The sequence below is a fragment of the Frondihabitans sp. PhB161 genome, assembly GCF_003814635.1.
In the GTDB taxonomy this organism is placed as follows: Bacteria; Actinomycetota; Actinomycetes; order Actinomycetales; family Microbacteriaceae; genus Frondihabitans.
In genome coordinates, this window is record NZ_RKQW01000006.1 from 45,706 (window position 1) to 60,844 (window position 15,139).

Genomic DNA, 15,139 nt, shown 5'->3' on the forward strand with positions numbered 1-15,139 from the left:
ACCAACCCCTCGGATCCCCGGCGCTTGTTCCCCGGCCGTTCACCTTTCGTTCACCAATACAGACGAACGTCGTTAACGCAGAAACGTAGCCTCGCTCGCGGGTCAGCACCGGCCCGTGACTCATTCGAGTCTCGCTCCCTCACGGGGGCACACCCCTGCATCACGACTTAGTCCTCCCCGAAGGGAAATCTGTGAACATCAAGCGAGTTGGCAGCATCGCCGCCATCGCCATCCTCGGAGCAATTGCACTGTCTTCCTGTGCATCGAACGAGGGCGGTTCGGGCACTGGCTCGTCCGCCGGCTCGAGCGACCTCTCCGGCACCATCAACGGCATCGGCTCGTCTGCTCAGCAGGCCGCTGAGACCGCCTGGGCTTCCGCCTTCCAGCAGGCCAACGGCGACGCCAACGTCAACTACGACCCGCAGGGCTCCGGCGCCGGTCGCACCAGCTTCATCTCGGGTGCCGCCGACTTCGCCGGCTCCGACGCCGCTCTCTCGGACGACGAGCTCAAGTCGACGTTCGCCGGGTGCGCCGCCGACTCCAAGGCCATCGACCTTCCCGTCTACATCTCGCCGATCGCCATCGCGTACAACGTCGACGGCCTCACCGACCTCACCCTCGACGCCGACACCATCGCCGGCATCTTCAAGGGCACGATCACCAAGTGGAACGACGCGGCGATCACCAAGCTGAACCCCGACGCGAAGCTCCCCAGCGCCGCGATCACGGTCGTGCACCGCTCGGACGATTCCGGCACCACCTTCAACTTCTCGCAGTACCTTGCGAGCCAGGCCAAGTCGGTCTGGACCGAAGAGGCGTCGCAGACGTTCCCCTACTCCGTGGGTGACGCGGCCAAGGGTGGTTCCGGTGTGGCCGACGCCGCCAAGAACTCGAAGAACTCGATCACGTACCTCGACGACTCGGCTGTGGGCGACCTTTCCGTCGCGAAGCTGATGGTCGGCGGAACCGCCACCGAGCTCAGCGCCGACGGCGCCGCCGCGGTCGTCTCGAAGTCCCCGCTGGTCGAAGGCCGCGCTGACAACGACCTCGCGATCAACATCGACCGGACGCTGACCGACAAGGGCGACTGGCCTCTCGTGCTCGTGAGCTACATCATCGCCTGCGACACCTACAAGGACAGCGCCAAGGGCAACCTGGTCAAGGCCTACGCCACCTACGCAGCCAGCTCCGACGGTCAGAAGGCCGCCGCCGAGCAGGCCAAGTCGGCTGAGCTGACCAGCGACCTCGCCTCCAAGGTCGCGACGGCTGCCGCCACCATCAAGTAACACCAGCACGACCAGGATCCGGGTCGCGGACTCTTCCGCGGCCCGGATTCCTCTGCTTCACTAGCCCCACCCAGTGCCCAGCTCCTCTTTTCCGAACAGTCGTGCGGCCCACCGAGCCAGAGCAGGATCTCCTCTTCATGACCGCTACCGCGGAACGCCCCTCCAAGGCAGACACCCGACCCAAGTCCGTCGTTCGTCTCGGCGATCGCGTCTTCTCCACCGCAACGGTGCTTTCGGGGTCGTTGATCCTCGTCGTGCTCGTCGCGGTCGCCCTGTTCCTCATCGTGCAGAGCATCCCGGCCCTGACTGCCAAGCCCGGCGAGATCCCTCAGGGCGCGAAGAGCTTCTGGGACTACGTCGGCCCCCTCGTCTTCGGCACCATCTGGGCTGCCCTGCTGGCCCTCATCATCGCTACCCCGCTCGCGCTCGGCATCGCGCTCTTCATCTCGCACTACGCACCGCGCCGCATCAGCCAGCTGCTCGGCTACATCATCGACCTGCTGGCAGCCGTGCCCAGCGTCGTGTTCGGCCTCTGGGGCGTGCTCGTGCTCGCTCCCTTCATCCAGCCCTTCTACTCGACTCTCGTTGACAAGCTCGGCTGGATTCCCTTCTTCGCCGGGCCCGTCTCCGGCACCGGCAAGACGATCCTCACGGCCTCCATCGTTCTCGCCGTGATGATCCTGCCGATCATGACCGCGGTCATGCGCGAGATCTTCCTGCAGGCTCCTCGTCTCCACGAAGAGGCCGCTCTGGCCCTCGGCGCGACGCGCTTCGAGATGATCCAGATGGCGGTGCTTCCGTTCGCTCGCTCCGGCATGGTCTCCGCGGTCATGCTCGGCCTCGGTCGTGCCCTCGGTGAGACCCTCGCCATCGCGATCGTGCTGTCGCCGGCCGCGGTCGTGAACATCTTCCTTCTGACGAGTCAGAACCCGAACACGATCGCCGCCAACATCGCGCTCCAGTTCAACGAGGCGCAGGGAGTCGGTCTGAACACCCTCATCGCGTCGGGCCTGATCCTCTTCGTCATCACACTGCTGGTCAACATGGCGGCCCGGTTCGTCGTCAACCGCCGCAAAGACTTCTCGGGAGCCAACTGATGTCGGTCGCCGTCCGCAACACGTCCACTCGCACCAACACGCTGACCGCCGGCAAGCTGCCGAAGGGTGCCCCGTGGGGCCTGCTCATCGTCAGCTGGGCGATCTTCGTGGTCATCTTCTTGCTGCTCGAGGCATCGGGCACCACCAGCGACTTCAACATCGTCGGCGCTCTCTTCTTCGGCACCATCCTCTTCGACATCCTCATCGTCGTGATCTCGATGGTTGTCGAGGGGAGCCGCAAGGCGAAGGACCGCCTCGTCACCTCGCTGGTCGCCACGGCCTTCATCGTGACCCTGCTCCCCCTGATCTCGCTCATCTACACGGTGCTGTCGCGCGGGGTCGCCCGCTTCGACTCCGCCTACTTCAGTGAGTCGATGCGCAACGTGATCGGAGACGGCGGCGGCGCGCTGCACGCGATCGTCGGAACACTCGAGATCACGGCCATTGCGACACTGATCAGCGTCCCGATCGGCCTGCTCACCTCGATCTACCTCGTCGAGTACGGCCGGGGTCGTCTGGCTCGATCGATCACGTTCTTCGTCGACGTGATGACGGGCATCCCCTCCATCGTCGCCGGCCTGTTCGCCTTCGCGCTCTTCTCCCTCCTCCTCGGTCCGGCGTACCGTGCCGGCATCGTCGGCTCGATTGCGCTCAGCGTGCTCATGATCCCGGTCGTGGTCCGCTCCAGCGAAGAAATCCTAAAGATCGTGCCGAACGAGCTGCGCGAGGCGAGCTTTGCTCTCGGTGTGCCGAAGTGGCTGACAATCGTCAAGGTCATCCTGCCGACGTCGATCGCCGGTCTCACGACGGGTGTGATGCTGGCGATCTCGCGCGTCATCGGCGAGACCGCGCCCCTGCTCATCACGACCGGCTTCACGACGAGCATGAACTACGACCTGCTCCAAGACCGCATGATGACCCTGCCGGTGTTCGTCTACACCCAGTACGCCAACCAGGGGCCGAATGCCACACCGTTCGTGGAGCGCGCCTGGACCGGCGCCCTCGTGCTGATCCTCATCGTCATGGCCCTGAACCTGCTGGCCCGCCTCATCGGCCGCTTCTTCGCCCCCAAGCTCAGCCGCTAGCTGCGGCATCGCCTCAGCCCGGCTCTCCCCCGCTCCGTCCCGAAAAGGAACCTCAGTGTCTAAGCGCATCGAAGTCAAAGACCTCAACGTCTACTACAGCAAGTTCCGTGCTGTCGAAGACGTCAACATCACGATCGAACCGCGCACCGTGACCGCGTTCATCGGCCCCTCCGGCTGTGGCAAGTCGACGTTCCTCCGCACGCTCAACCGCATGCACGAGGTCATCCCCGGTGCCTACGTGGAGGGCGAGGTGCTCATCGACGGCAACGACCTCTACGGCCCCGGCGTCGACCCGGTGCTCGTGCGCCGCCAGGTCGGCATGGTGTTCCAGCGCCCCAACCCGTTCCCCACGATGTCGATTCGCGACAACGTGCTTGCTGGCGTGAAGCTCAACAACCGCCGCATGTCGAAGACCGACTCCGACGAGCTCGTCGAGAAGTCGCTCCAGGGCGCGAACCTCTGGAACGAGGTCAAAGACCGACTCGACAAGCCAGGATCCGGGTTGTCCGGCGGACAGCAGCAGCGTCTCTGCATCGCACGCGCCGTCGCGGTGTCTCCCGACGTGATCCTCATGGACGAGCCGTGCTCGGCCCTCGACCCCATCTCGACGCTCGCGATCGAAGACCTCATCGAGGAGCTCAAGCAGGAGTACACGATCGTGATCGTGACCCACAACATGCAGCAGGCGTCGCGTGTCAGCGACAAGACGGCGTTCTTCAACATCGCGGGCACCGGCAAGCCCGGCAAACTCATCGAGTTCAACGACACCGCGACGATGTTCTCGAACCCGTCGGTGCAGGCAACCGAAGACTACGTGTCGGGCCGCTTCGGTTGATCCACCAGCGCTAACCCGCAGAAATGGCTCAGGCCCCGGTCGAAAGACCGGGGCCTGAGCCGTTTGTGATTCGCGGGGCGCTAGGCGCTCTGCAGTGCGGCGACCGGAGTCGTGGTCGGCTGCTTCGAGCCGCCCGCCGGCTCCACCGTGATGCCGACGGTGTCGCCCGCCTGCATGTCGCCCTGCAGCACCTGGGTGACCGAGTTCGAGGTGACCGAGACGGTGCCAGCCGACTTGATGTCGGAGCCCTTGATGTACCAGAGCTGGTAGGTCTTGTCGCTCGGCAGGGAGGTCAGGCCGGTGAGCATGACGGCCGAGCGCTGAAGGCCGTTCGACCAGTACAGCGTCGCCTTGCCGCCCGACGAGATGTCGGTCGCAGCGTGCTGCACGTCGTTGGCGGTGAGGATCTGCTGGAGGTCGGCTCCACCGGCGATGGGCGCGGTCTGCGACGTCGTCGGCCCGAGCTGGTTGGACAGCCCGACCCCGCCGAAGACGAGACCCACCGCAGCGGCAGCCCCGATGAGCAGGACGCCGGGGCGCATGAACCAGCGCTGCCGAGCGAGCGGGATGGGCTCGAGGAGCTTGCCACCACTCTCGGCCTCGGTCGAGGTCGTGGCGGGAGCCGGATCCTGCGCTGCGGGGGTCTCGAGGCGCGGAAGCTGGGGCGTCGACTCGATGAGGTCGAGGATGCTGGCACGCAGACCGGCAGAGGGGGTGACGGGCGTCGCCGCACGACCGAGCAGCAGAGCGGTGTCGTTCAACTCGGCTACCTCCTGTCTGAGTTCGGGTGACTCGCTGAGGCGAGCTTCAAAGGTGTTGCGCTCTTCGTCGGTGATCGCGTTCAATGCGTAGGCACCGGAGAGAGCGTCGATGTCGGGGTTCGAGGGGCCGGAGCCGTTGCGGTTGTCGCTCATGACGCCACTCCTAATTCGTCGCGAAGGCGGATCATGCCGTCTCGTAAGCGGGTTTTGACTGTGCCGATGGGCACGTGAAGCATTTGAGAGACCTCGTTGTGTGTGTAGCCGCCGTAGTAGGCGAGCTGCACGGCCTGTCTCTGCAGTTCGGTGAGGCGACCGAGCGCTCGCTCGACCCGCTCGTGCTCGATGCGGATCTCGACCTGCTCGGTGACCGAGTCGTACGAGGTCTCGTAGTCGCGGATGCCGATCTTGGTGTCGCGGTCACGACTCGACTGGCTGGCACGCACCCGGTCGACCGCACGGCGGTGAGCCATGGTGAGCATCCAGCTGGACGCGCTGCCCTTGGCCGGATCGAAGCGGGTCGCCGTCTGCCAGATCTCGAGGAAGACCTCTTGCGTGACCTCCTCCGACTGCGAGTGGTCTTTCAAGAGCCGCTTGATCAGGCCGAGCACACGGGCTCCGGTCTGGTCGTACAGCTCGGCGAAAGCCGCGCGATCGCCGTCGGCAACACGCCCGAGGAGTTCGTCGGGGGTGGCTTCGGCGCCGATGTCGCGCCCGGGTGTTTCCATGTCACGGCTCACAAGCTCCAGCATGTCAGGTCGCACCTCCGTCCGCACTGGTAGGGAAGTCGGCGCTGTTACCGGGGTGACCCTCTCGCACGGACCGTCTGGGATGGCAAAAGCCCGGCAGTGCGAGAGAGCCGCCGCGGTGGGCCGGTCAGTCGTGACCGACCCGGCGATCGAGGGTGATCGGCGGGTTTTCTCTCTTGCACTGTGTTCGGCGCGGCCGTCCGAGCGGATTGGAGGATTCTTCGGGCAGCAGGTCGACGAGCTCAGGATCCGGCCCAGCGCCGCTCGACACGGCGTGACCGTGGCCCTTCTCCAGCGCTGGTGCCCTTAACGAAGAAGCGCCGGGCCGCAGAAACGCCTCTCGGCGCGAGGCCGCTCGGAGCGGCTAAATTTGGAGCCCGGGGTTTACTGCGGCCCGGCGTCGTCCACTGTACAGGCGGCACGGTCGGTCTCGCTCGGCGTCCGCAGAGAGCGAACGGCTGCGGTGACTATGACACCGTTTTTCGATGCAGGCACTGTTTTTGGCCGGTGTCGCCGCCGCAAAGCGGTGTTATTCTCGCCGCCGCGGTCTCGGCGAAGGTCACCCTGCGTGTCGGTGGCGGGGCGTACTCTGGGCCCAATGTCAGAGCGTCACTTTCATCGCCCCGCCCAGTTCGCCGGCCACGAGTTCGAGGCCTTCCAGGGCGGCGACGACCCCGCAGTCATGCATCGCGTCGCCCACGAGTCAGCGGGCGCGTTGCTCGCCCGCGTCCGAAACGACCCGAGCCCCGAGATCCTCGACCGACTGGTGGCGTTCACCGACTCCAACGGCATCGACGCCCTCGCCGAGCTGTGGGCCGGTGCGACCGCGCACAGCCTGCCCGGTGCGCTCTGGCGCATCTATCTGCTCCGGGCCGTCATTCGGCAGAGCCCCGACGACATCACGTACCTGTTCGAGCGGGGCGCCGCGATCTCGTCGACCATCGACCCCGTGGTTGCGGGCGCCCCCACTCCCGCGACGCCGGAGGAGATCCTCGAGCTGGCCGACCGGATCCTTCGGGGTGTCTTCGACGGTGACTTCGCCCTCGCCCTCGACCGCGGTGCGGCGTTCGCCCGGCTGGCGTCGACCGGTGCCACCGCCGTAGCCGACGACCTCGACGTGCTCGAGCCGGAACGATCGAGCGAATTCACGCGGCGCGGCCTGCGGCTGACCGAGCTCGCGACCGACCTGGCGGCGTGCGCCGGGCGGTGGCGCGACGGCAGCCTCGACTGAGCCGCGCTGCGGGTGCGGGTTCGGCTGCGGCTTCTGGTGGGCGTGGGCCGGAACGACCTCGCGCTGTTGCTACAATCGGTAGCTGCACGGGCCTCTAGCTCAGTCGGTAGAGCATCGGACTTTTAATCCGTTGGTCGTGGGTTCGAGCCCCACGGGGCCCACAACGATGAATGGCGCCCCCCGGGGCGCCATTTGTCGTTGCGGGCCCCGTGTCGGCGAGAGCGCATTCATGGTGGGCCCCGTTGTCCGCGAGACTCCTCAAAGTGCCGATGTGGGGCGCCTCAGATGGGCACTTTGTGGAGTCTCGCTGAAGCAGCGCCCACAGCTCAGGCAGCACAGCTCAGGCGCCGCAGCTCAGGCAGCGCAGCTCAGGCAGCCACCGCAGCCGAGTAGCGCACACCCCACGAGCCGGTCCAGGTCTCGCCCTCGTCGAGCCAGATCAGGCTCTCGCCGGAAGCCAGCGCGTTCGCCGGCGCCGTCATGGGCTCGGCGGCGATAGCGAGGCCCTTTACGCCGTCGCGCGGGAAGTTCCGTGGGGTGAAGACCTGCACGTAGGGGAACGACTCGTCTTGCCACATCGCAGTCGTAGAGCCGTCGGGCGCGGTGAGGGTCGTGACCCGGTGACCCGAGGGATCCTGCGCGATGTCGCGATAGCAGGTGTCGATGTCGAGGTCGCCGACCAGGGGTGAACCGGTGAGGTCGAACGGGGTGCCCGCGACGGGCGACGTACCGACGGGAATGCTGCGCACGTTCGTCTCGAAGCGGGTCGCGGCGTCGAGGGTCACCCGCAGGGTGGCGGGGTCGTGCGAGCCGACCCGGAAGAACGGGTGGGATCCGACGGCGAACGGTGCACGACCGGGGCCCCGGTTCGTGACCGTGTGCGTGACGATCAGCCCATCGACCACGAGCTCGTGCCGGACAGTGGTGTCGAGACGGAACGGGTAGCCGTGCTGGGGGAACACCGAAGCAGCCTGCGTCACCGCGTGCGGCTCCACCGACACGGGGCGATACGCGGTGTAGCGCAGGAGACCGTGGCTCGCGTTGCCCTTGGCGACCTCGGTGATGTCGAGTTTCTGCTCGGCGCCGTCGAGGTGCCAGAGGCCGCCATCGACCCGGTTCGGCCAGGGGACGAGCGTGATACCGCACGCCGAAGGCGGGCTCTCGTGCTCGGCGAAGGTCTCGGCGACCGCGTTGCCGTCGACCTCAAGGCCCCGGAGGCCCGCGGCGAGCTCGGTGACGATCGCTGTGACGACGTGGCCGTCGCTCTCGAGACGGAGGGCATATTGATCGCCGGTGGGCGAGAAGGTGTCGGTCACGGGGAGTCTCTCTCAGAGGAAGTGCGGTCGGTCTCGTCGGCCTCGAGCACCGTGAGCCCCGCCTCGCGGAGCCCCCGGACGTCGTCAGCCGCGGCACCCGCCGTTATCAAGCCCTCGAACGACTCGAGAGGCCCGATCACGCCGAGATGCGCCTCACCTATCTTGCCCCCGTCGGCGACGATGAACGACCGCCGGGCTGTTCGGGCCATCAGTCGCTTGAGGTCGGTCTCGGGCAGATTGACGTTGGTGACGCCGTGCCGAAGGTCGACGCCCGTGCAGCCGATGAAGGCAAGGTCGGCCGTGAGGCTCTCGAACACGGTGGTCGCCAGAGGATTGACGAGCGAGTGCTGCAGGGGCCGGAGGGTGCCGCCGGTCACGATCACGGTGAACCGCGGAACAGCCCGCTCGAGAGCGAGGGCGATCGTGAGGCCGTTGGTGACGATGGTGACCCCGGCCAGGTCGGTGCGCTCGAGCAGCGCCTCGGCGATCTGCGTCGTCGTGGTGCCGACATCGAGCACGATGCACTGGCCACTGCCCACGAGCGAGGCCGCCTGCACGCCAATGGCCCGCTTCGCTGCCGCGCCGACGGCCGCGACCTCTTCGAACGGCCGCTCGACGGGTGACTGCTCGACGCTCATCGCCCCACCGTGCACACGGACCAGACGACCAGCCAGAGCAAGAGCATCGAAGTCGCTGCGGATCGTCACCTCGGAGGTGCCGAACTCGCGAGCCAGATCGGTCGTGCGGGCGAAACCGTGCGCCTCGACGACCGACACGATGCCCTCCCGGCGGCGCGGCGAGACAATGCCGGACGATTGCGAGGAACGAGGGGTGGAATCCACCCCTCAAGCTTCGTATACTTTCGTTTGCCTTCGCAAGACAAAGCATCGAGCAATCTCGGGGGCACAGAGCAATCCCAAGGAGGGGCATGCCCATCGTCAAACGCCCGACCGTCCTGGCCGACGGTCGCGAGCTCATCTACTTCGACGACGCCGACACCACCCTGCCGGCCGAGCGGAAACCCGACCGGCGGCCCCTCGACCCGCGTCCCGAGACGGCGACCATGCGGCAAGACGTGCTGACGGGCGAGTGGGTGTCGATCGCGGCCTCGCGCCAGAACCGCGCGTTCCTACCCCCGGCCGAGCTCGACCCGCTCGCACCCGCGACCGAGACGAACCCCTCCGAGATCCCCGACATCTACGACGTCGCGGTCTTCGAGAACCGGTCGCCCTCCTTCGGGCCGCTCCTCCCCGACGACGCCGACAACGCACCGCTGAGCCTCGACGACCTCTCCGAGATCGGCATCGGGCGCACCCGCACCTCGATCGGCCGCTGCGAGGTCGTCTGCTTCAGCCCCGAGACCTACGGCTCGTTCGCGAGCCTCAGCGAGTCGCGTGCCCGCACCGTCGTCGAGGCCTGGGCCGACCGCACCGAGGCACTGAGCGCCCTGCCCGGCATCCAGCAGGTCTTCCCGTTCGAGAACCGCGGCGAGGCGATCGGCGTCACACTGCATCACCCGCACGGCCAGATCTACGCCTACCCCTACGTCACTCCCCGCACGACCCGGCTACTGCAGAGCATCGAGTCGTACGGCCCGAACCTGTTCGAAGACATCCTCGACACCGAGCGGAGCGGCCCCCGAGTCGTGCTCGCCGGTGAGCACTTCACCGCGTTCGTGCCCTTCGCGGCCCGGTGGCCCGTCGAGATCCACCTACTGCCCCACCGCCACGTGCCCGACTTCGCGGGTCTGACGAGCGACGAACGCGACGAACTCGCCCTGATGTACCGTCGGATCCTTCGCGGAGTCGACGCCCTCTACGACGACCCGACGCCCTACATCGCCGCCTGGCACCAGGCGCCGGTGAACGTCGGGCGCGACACCGTGCGGCTGATGCTGCAGATCACCTCGCCGCGGCGGGCTGAGAGCAAGCTCAAATTCCTGGCAGGATCCGAGGCGGCGATGGGAGCCTGGATCGGCGACCTCGTTCCTGAGAAGAGCGCCGAACTGATCCGAGAGGCCATCGACCGAGCATGAGCACCACCGATTCACCGACATTCAACGGCATCTTCGACACCGAGGTCGTGGGCCGCTGGCAGGCCCCAGGCCGCGTCAACCTGATTGGCGAGCACACCGACTACAACGACGGCTTCGTACTGCCGCTCGCGATCGACCGGGCGACGACCATCACGGTCGGGCGCCGCGACGACCGCCTCCTCCGCGCCTCGTCGTCGTTCGAGCCCGGCGTCGTGCACGAAGCCTCGCTCGACGCGCTCGATCCCGCCACCCTCGACGGCTGGTCGGCCTATGTCTTCGGGATCGCCTGGGCGCTGGCCAAGAAGCTGCCCGAGGTGACGACCTCCGACGACGTCGCCATCGACCTCTCCGAGGCGTTCGGTCTCGACATCTTCGTCGACTCCGATGTGCCCGTCGGCGCCGGCCTCTCGTCGTCTGCCGCGATCGAATGCTCCGTCGCCGTCGCGATGGCCGACCTCTGGAACCTCGACGTGACACGACCGTTCCTGGCCTCGGTGGGGCAGTACTCCGAGAACCACGCCGTGGGCGCCCCCACGGGGATCATGGATCAATCCGCCTCTCTCCTCGGTCGTGCCGACTCGGCAGTCTTCCTCGATTGCCGCAGTCTCGACGCCGAGGTCATCGACCTCGGCTTCGCTCCGGCCTCGCTCGAGCTGCTCGTGATCGACACCCGCGTCGAGCACGCGCACGCGACCGGCGGCTACGTCGAGCGCCGCGCCTCGTGCGAGAAGGGGGCGGCAGCGCTTGGCGTCTCCTCGCTCCGCGACCTCGACGTCTCCGACCTCGAACGCGCCGAATCGCTCCTCGACGACGAGACGTACCGCCGCGTGCGCCACGTGATCACCGAGAACCAACGCGTGCTCGACACCGTCCGCACCCTGCGCGAATCGGGCCCGGGCGCGATCGGCGCCCTGCTCGACGCCTCGCACGTGTCGATGCGCGACGACTTCGAGATCTCGGTGCCCGAGCTCGACCTCGCTGTCTCGACCGCGCAGTCGACCGGCGCTGTCGGCGCGCGGATGACGGGCGGCGGTTTCGGCGGCGCCGCGATCGCGCTGGTGCCGTCGGACTCGCGAGAGACGGTGACCGCGGCCGTGATCGAGGCATTCGCCACCGCCGGGTACCGCGAGCCGACGATCTTCGCCGTGCACGCGGCCGATGGGGCGCACCGCCTCGAGGGGTGATCCGTTCTCGAGGCCCGGCCGCCCGGCGCCGAGAGTAGCCAAATGGGCCCCTGACAACGCGTCAGGGGCCCATTTACGTACTTTCGGCGCGGCGGAGAGGCTGGCTCGTCGCACCGAGAGCGCGAAAACGGCCCGGGGCCGACCGCGCCACGGCCGTTTCTGCACACTCGACGTCGGCAGCGCAGCGGGGGCGCCCGCTACTTTCGCTCGGCCGCCTCGACCACATTGGCCAGCAGCATGGCCCGCGTCATCGGCCCGACGCCGCCGGGCACCGGCGACAGGTAGCCCGCCACCGCCGCGACCTCGGGGTCGACGTCGCCGCGCAGCCGGTACTTGCCCGTCTCGGCGTCGAGCACCCGCGTGATGCCGACATCGATCACGGCGGCACCCGGCTTCACCCAGTCGGGTTTCACGAGCCCCGCCACTCCCGCGGCGGCCACCACGATGTCGGCGCGGCGCACCTCGGCGGCGACGTCGGCTGTGCGCGAGTGCGTCAGCGTCGCGGTCGCTTCGAGGCGCGTCAGCAGCAGGCCGAGCGGACGACCGACGGTCAGCCCCTGGCCGATGATGGTGACGTGCTGCCCGGCGATCGGGATGTCGTAGGCGCGCAGCATGGCGACGATGCCCCGCGGCGTGCACGGGAGCGGCGTATCGATGGACCGTTTGCCGCCCGGCACGGCCAGAACGAGCTCACCCAGGTTGACCGGGTGCAGGCCGTCGGCGTCTTTGAGGGGATCCATCAGCTCGAGCATCGCCGTCGGGTCGATGCCCTCTGGCAGCGGCAGCTGGATGATGAACGCCGTGACGAGCGGGTTTTGATTCATGAACCGGATCGCGTCGCGGATGTCGCTCTCGGAGGCGGTCTCGGGCAGGTCGAGCCGAATCGACTCGATCCCCACCTCGGCGCAGTCGCGGTGCTTGCCCGCGACATACGACAAGGATCCGGGGTTGGCGCCGACGAGAATGGTGCCGAGCCCCGGGTGGATGCCCGTGGCCTTCAGCGCCGCGACCCGCACCCGCAGGTCTTCTTTCACGGTCGCAGCCAATGCTGTGCCGTCGATCTTCACGGCCTGCTGAACGCTCTCGGCCGCCGCCTGGGGGGCAGCCGTCATGCGTAGAGCGGGAACGCGTCGGTGAGAACCTTCACGCGGGCTGCGAGGGCCGCGACATCGGGGTTCGGCATCAGCGTGAGCGCGATGATGTCGGCCACCTCGGCGAACTCTTCGTCGCCGAAGCCACGCGTCGCGAGAGCCGGGGTACCGATGCGCACGCCGGACGTCGTCATGGGCGGACGGGGATCCCACGGCACCGAGTTGCGGTTGACGGTGATGCCGACCTCGTGGAGGAGGTTCTCGGCCTGCTTGCCGTCGACCTCGCTGGCACGGAGGTCGACCAGCACGAGGTGCACGTCTGTTCCGCCGGTGAGCACGTCGACTCCGGCCGCCTTCGCGTCGGCCTGCATGAGGCGCTCGGCGAGGAGCTTGGCACCGCGGATGGTGCGCTCCTGGCGGTCTTTGAACTCGGGCTCGGCGGCGAGCTTGAACGCGGTGGCCTTGGCGGCGATCACGTGCATCAGCGGCCCGCCCTGCTGGCCGGGGAAGACAGCCGAGTTGAGCTTCTTGAAGAGCGACTCCTCGTTCGAGAGGATCACACCCGAGCGGGGACCGGCGAGCGTCTTGTGCACGGTCGACGAGACGACGTGGGCGTGAGGCAGCGGCGACGGGTGCAGACCGGCGGCGACGAGGCCGGCGAAGTGCGCCATATCGACCCAGAGGTACGCGCCGACCTCGTCGGCGATGGCGCGGAACGCGGCGAAGTCGAGCTGGCGCGGGTACGCCGACCAGCCGGCGATGATGACCTTCGGCTTGTGCTCGAGCGCCTGCTGGCGAACGATCTCCATGTCGATGAGATAGGTCTTCGGGTCGACCTCGTAGGCGACGGCGTTGTAGAGCTTGCCCGAGAAGTTGAGCTTCATGCCGTGCGTGAGGTGGCCACCGTGCGAGAGCTCGAGGCCGAGGATCGTGTCGCCGGGAGCGGCGATCGCGGCGAGCACGGCGGCGTTGGCCTGCGCACCCGAATGCGGCTGGACGTTGGCGAACTCGGCGCCGAACAGCGACTTGGCTCGCTCGATGGCGAGGTTCTCCGCGATGTCGACGAACTCGCAGCCGCCGTAGTAGCGACGCCCCGGGTAGCCCTCGGCGTACTTGTTGGTGAGCACCGAGCCCTGCGACTCGAGCACGGCGCGCGGAACGAAGTTCTCGCTGGCGATCATCTCGAGGTAGTCGCGCTGGCGACCGAGCTCCTGCTCGAGGACCGCCGCGATCTCGGGGTCGACCTCGGAGAGCGGGGAGTTGAAGGTGGAGGGCTGGCGATTGACTGTGTTCTGGGGGGAAACGGTGGTCATAGAAGACTCCAATGCACACGGATAGAAAGCAGGATCCGACAGGGCCGGTTTCGGCTCAGTCGGGGGCCAGCGGCAGCCCAGGCGTACGGCCACCAACCGTGTCAGTCGCTCCCCGGTGGTAGACCACCCGAACGCCAGTCGCGACGCGTCGAGCATACCAACTCCCACCGACAGCACTCAATGAGTCGTGCCACCCTGGAGGGGTGAGCATGACCCTCGACGAGACCGACACTCGGCAGCGAGTCGCCCCCGATGTGCCCTGGGTGACGCTGGTCTGGGATGACCCCGTCAACCTGATGTCGTACGTCTCTTACGTCTTCCGCAGCTACTTCGGTTTCGACCGAAAAGAGGCCGAACGCCTCATGATGCAGGTGCACACCAAGGGCAGGGCCGTCGTCGCGACGGGTGCCCGCGAGCAGATGGAGATGCACGTCGACGCCCTCCACGGCTACGGACTGTGGGCCACCGTGTCGAAGGCCGACGAGTGAGCCTGCTGCCGTTCCACCGCAGACGAGATGGCGTGCACGTGGGGCTCGGGGAGGAGGAAAAGGCGTTGATCGCCGAACTCTCCGGGCAACTGGTGGCCCTGCTCGAAGGGCGAGACGAGTCGGATCCTGCGGTGTCTCGCCTTCTTCCGCCCGGGTACGCCGACGACGACGAGGCGAATGCCGAGTTCCGGCGGCTGACTGTCGACGATCTGACGGCGGGCAAGATCCGCAATGCCGAGATGGTCCGCGAGAGCCTCGCGTCGGCCGACCACAAGGCGCCGCTGACGCCCGAGGCCGAACAGGCGTGGCTGCGGAGTCTCACCGACCTGCGGCTCACGCTCGCGAGCCGGCTCGGCCTGACCGACGAGGGCTTCGCGGCGGGGGCCTCCGACGACCGCGCGATGCTCGAGAACGTCTACGAATGGCTCGGGTTCGTGCAGGAATCGCTCGTGCGTGCGGTCGACCGCTAGCTTGTGCGGCCGCTGACGCGGCAGCGGATCGGCGGTGCCGCGAGTCGGCGGGTGTTATTGAGAGTCGGGGGGGGGGGGGGGGGGCCCCCCCCCCCCCCCCACCACCCCCCCCCCCCCCCCCCCCCCCCCCCCCCCCCCCGGGGGGGGGGGGGGGGGGGTGATGGGGGGGGTGTGGGTGGTGGGGGCAAAGAGAAACGCGGG

At 67.7% G+C, this 15,139-nt stretch carries 15 protein-coding genes, 1 tRNA gene and 1 riboswitch; of the genes, 10 read left to right on the top strand and 6 right to left on the bottom strand.

From position 1 onward, the window contains the following. The first annotated feature begins 191 nt into the window (after positions 1–191). The 4 genes from pstS to pstB all read left to right on the top strand — a co-directional run bounded on the left by pstS (position 192) and on the right by pstB (position 4,303). Positions 192–1,286 carry a phosphate ABC transporter substrate-binding protein PstS gene (gene pstS / locus EDF39_RS17275; protein WP_123945120.1) on the top strand — a complete coding sequence of 365 codons (1,095 nt, stop codon included), beginning with the start codon at positions 192–194 and terminating at the stop codon, positions 1,284–1,286. 137 nt (positions 1,287–1,423) lie between these two features. Next, complete coding sequence (gene pstC, locus EDF39_RS17280; RefSeq protein WP_123945122.1) at positions 1,424–2,383, top strand: phosphate ABC transporter permease subunit PstC; 960 nt, start codon at positions 1,424–1,426, stop codon at positions 2,381–2,383. Continuing rightward, positions 2,383–3,468, top strand: coding sequence for a phosphate ABC transporter permease PstA (pstA, locus tag EDF39_RS17285; protein WP_123945124.1), 1,086 nt, complete (start codon positions 2,383–2,385; stop codon positions 3,466–3,468). Before pstC ends, pstA begins: the two co-directional genes overlap by 1 nt. A 55-nt stretch (positions 3,469–3,523) precedes the next feature. Continuing rightward, positions 3,524–4,303 (top strand): phosphate ABC transporter ATP-binding protein PstB, encoded by a 780-nt coding sequence (gene pstB, locus EDF39_RS17290; protein WP_055965229.1) that lies wholly within the window; start codon positions 3,524–3,526, stop codon positions 4,301–4,303. An 80-nt stretch (positions 4,304–4,383) separates the two neighbouring features. Here the strand turns inward: pstB and EDF39_RS17295 are convergent, their stop codons facing one another. After that, a complete protein-coding gene (locus tag EDF39_RS17295; protein WP_123945126.1) occupies positions 4,384–5,217 on the bottom strand; it encodes an anti-sigma factor domain-containing protein in 834 nt (277 codons plus the stop codon). Beyond that, a complete protein-coding gene (locus EDF39_RS17300; RefSeq protein ID WP_233573201.1) occupies positions 5,214–5,789 on the bottom strand; it encodes a sigma-70 family RNA polymerase sigma factor in 576 nt (191 codons plus the stop codon). Before EDF39_RS17300 ends, EDF39_RS17295 begins: the two co-directional genes overlap by 4 nt. A gap of 619 nt (positions 5,790–6,408) precedes the next feature. On the opposite strand from EDF39_RS17300, the gene EDF39_RS17305 reads away from it, so the two are divergent. After that, positions 6,409–7,041: a DNA-directed RNA polymerase subunit beta gene (locus EDF39_RS17305; RefSeq protein ID WP_123945130.1), complete on the top strand. Its 633-nt coding sequence runs from the start codon at positions 6,409–6,411 to the stop codon at positions 7,039–7,041. 88 nt (positions 7,042–7,129) lie between these two features. Further along, a tRNA-Lys gene (locus EDF39_RS17310) sits at positions 7,130–7,202 on the top strand. Between the two features lie 207 nt (positions 7,203–7,409). Here EDF39_RS17310 and EDF39_RS17315 read toward each other — a convergent pair. Then, positions 7,410–8,357, bottom strand: coding sequence for an aldose 1-epimerase family protein (locus tag EDF39_RS17315; protein ID WP_123945132.1), 948 nt, complete (start codon positions 8,355–8,357; stop codon positions 7,410–7,412). Then, positions 8,354–9,199, bottom strand: a complete 846-nt coding sequence (locus tag EDF39_RS17320; protein WP_233573202.1) for a DeoR/GlpR family DNA-binding transcription regulator — start codon at positions 9,197–9,199, stop codon at positions 8,354–8,356. Before EDF39_RS17320 ends, EDF39_RS17315 begins: the two co-directional genes overlap by 4 nt. An 86-nt stretch (positions 9,200–9,285) precedes the next feature. Between EDF39_RS17320 and galT the strand changes: the two genes are divergently transcribed. Both galT and galK read left to right on the top strand, forming a co-directional pair. After that, complete coding sequence (galT, locus tag EDF39_RS17325; RefSeq protein ID WP_123945134.1) at positions 9,286–10,392, top strand: galactose-1-phosphate uridylyltransferase; 1,107 nt, start codon at positions 9,286–9,288, stop codon at positions 10,390–10,392. Beyond that, positions 10,389–11,576 (top strand): galactokinase, encoded by a 1,188-nt coding sequence (galK, locus tag EDF39_RS17330; RefSeq protein ID WP_123945136.1) that lies wholly within the window; start codon positions 10,389–10,391, stop codon positions 11,574–11,576. Before galT ends, galK begins: the two co-directional genes overlap by 4 nt. Before the next feature lie 197 nt (positions 11,577–11,773). Here the strand turns inward: galK and EDF39_RS17335 are convergent, their stop codons facing one another. Both EDF39_RS17335 and glyA read right to left on the bottom strand, forming a co-directional pair. Continuing rightward, entirely contained in the window at positions 11,774–12,688 is a 915-nt protein-coding gene (locus tag EDF39_RS17335) for a bifunctional methylenetetrahydrofolate dehydrogenase/methenyltetrahydrofolate cyclohydrolase (protein ID WP_123945138.1), read from the bottom strand. Next, positions 12,685–13,980, bottom strand: coding sequence for a serine hydroxymethyltransferase (gene glyA, locus EDF39_RS17340; RefSeq protein ID WP_123945140.1), 1,296 nt, complete (start codon positions 13,978–13,980; stop codon positions 12,685–12,687). Before glyA ends, EDF39_RS17335 begins: the two co-directional genes overlap by 4 nt. Positions 13,981–14,048: 68 nt before the next feature. Next, positions 14,049–14,132, bottom strand: a riboswitch (ZMP/ZTP riboswitch). A 57-nt stretch (positions 14,133–14,189) separates the two neighbouring features. Here glyA and clpS point away from each other — a divergent pair. Next, the gene (gene clpS / locus EDF39_RS17345) at positions 14,190–14,468 is read left to right on the top strand and encodes an ATP-dependent Clp protease adapter ClpS (protein WP_055965199.1); all 279 of its coding nucleotides are present in this window, start codon (positions 14,190–14,192) and stop codon (positions 14,466–14,468) included. A 65-nt stretch (positions 14,469–14,533) separates the two neighbouring features. Further along, positions 14,534–14,938: a DUF2017 family protein gene (locus tag EDF39_RS17350; RefSeq protein WP_233573203.1), complete on the top strand. Its 405-nt coding sequence runs from the start codon at positions 14,534–14,536 to the stop codon at positions 14,936–14,938. Positions 14,939–15,139 lie beyond the last annotated feature (201 nt).

Excerpts from the sequence above, each read along its gene's own strand:
- pstC (WP_123945122.1), top strand. The coding sequence starts at position 1,424 with ATGACCGCTACCGCGGAACGCCCCTCCAAGGCAGACACCCGACCCAAG.
- pstA (WP_123945124.1), top strand. The coding sequence starts at position 2,383 with ATGTCGGTCGCCGTCCGCAACACGTCCACTCGCACCAACACGCTGACC.
- EDF39_RS17295 (WP_123945126.1), bottom strand. The coding sequence starts at position 5,217 with ATGAGCGACAACCGCAACGGCTCCGGCCCCTCGAACCCCGACATCGAC.
- EDF39_RS17300 (WP_233573201.1), bottom strand. The coding sequence starts at position 5,789 with ATGGAAACACCCGGGCGCGACATCGGCGCCGAAGCCACCCCCGACGAA.
- EDF39_RS17305 (WP_123945130.1), top strand. The coding sequence starts at position 6,409 with ATGTCAGAGCGTCACTTTCATCGCCCCGCCCAGTTCGCCGGCCACGAG.
- galT (WP_123945134.1), top strand. The coding sequence starts at position 9,286 with ATGCCCATCGTCAAACGCCCGACCGTCCTGGCCGACGGTCGCGAGCTC.
- galK (WP_123945136.1), top strand. The coding sequence starts at position 10,389 with ATGAGCACCACCGATTCACCGACATTCAACGGCATCTTCGACACCGAG.
- EDF39_RS17335 (WP_123945138.1), bottom strand. The coding sequence starts at position 12,688 with ATGACGGCTGCCCCCCAGGCGGCGGCCGAGAGCGTTCAGCAGGCCGTG.
- glyA (WP_123945140.1), bottom strand. The coding sequence starts at position 13,980 with ATGACCACCGTTTCCCCCCAGAACACAGTCAATCGCCAGCCCTCCACC.
- clpS (WP_055965199.1), top strand. The coding sequence starts at position 14,190 with ATGACCCTCGACGAGACCGACACTCGGCAGCGAGTCGCCCCCGATGTG.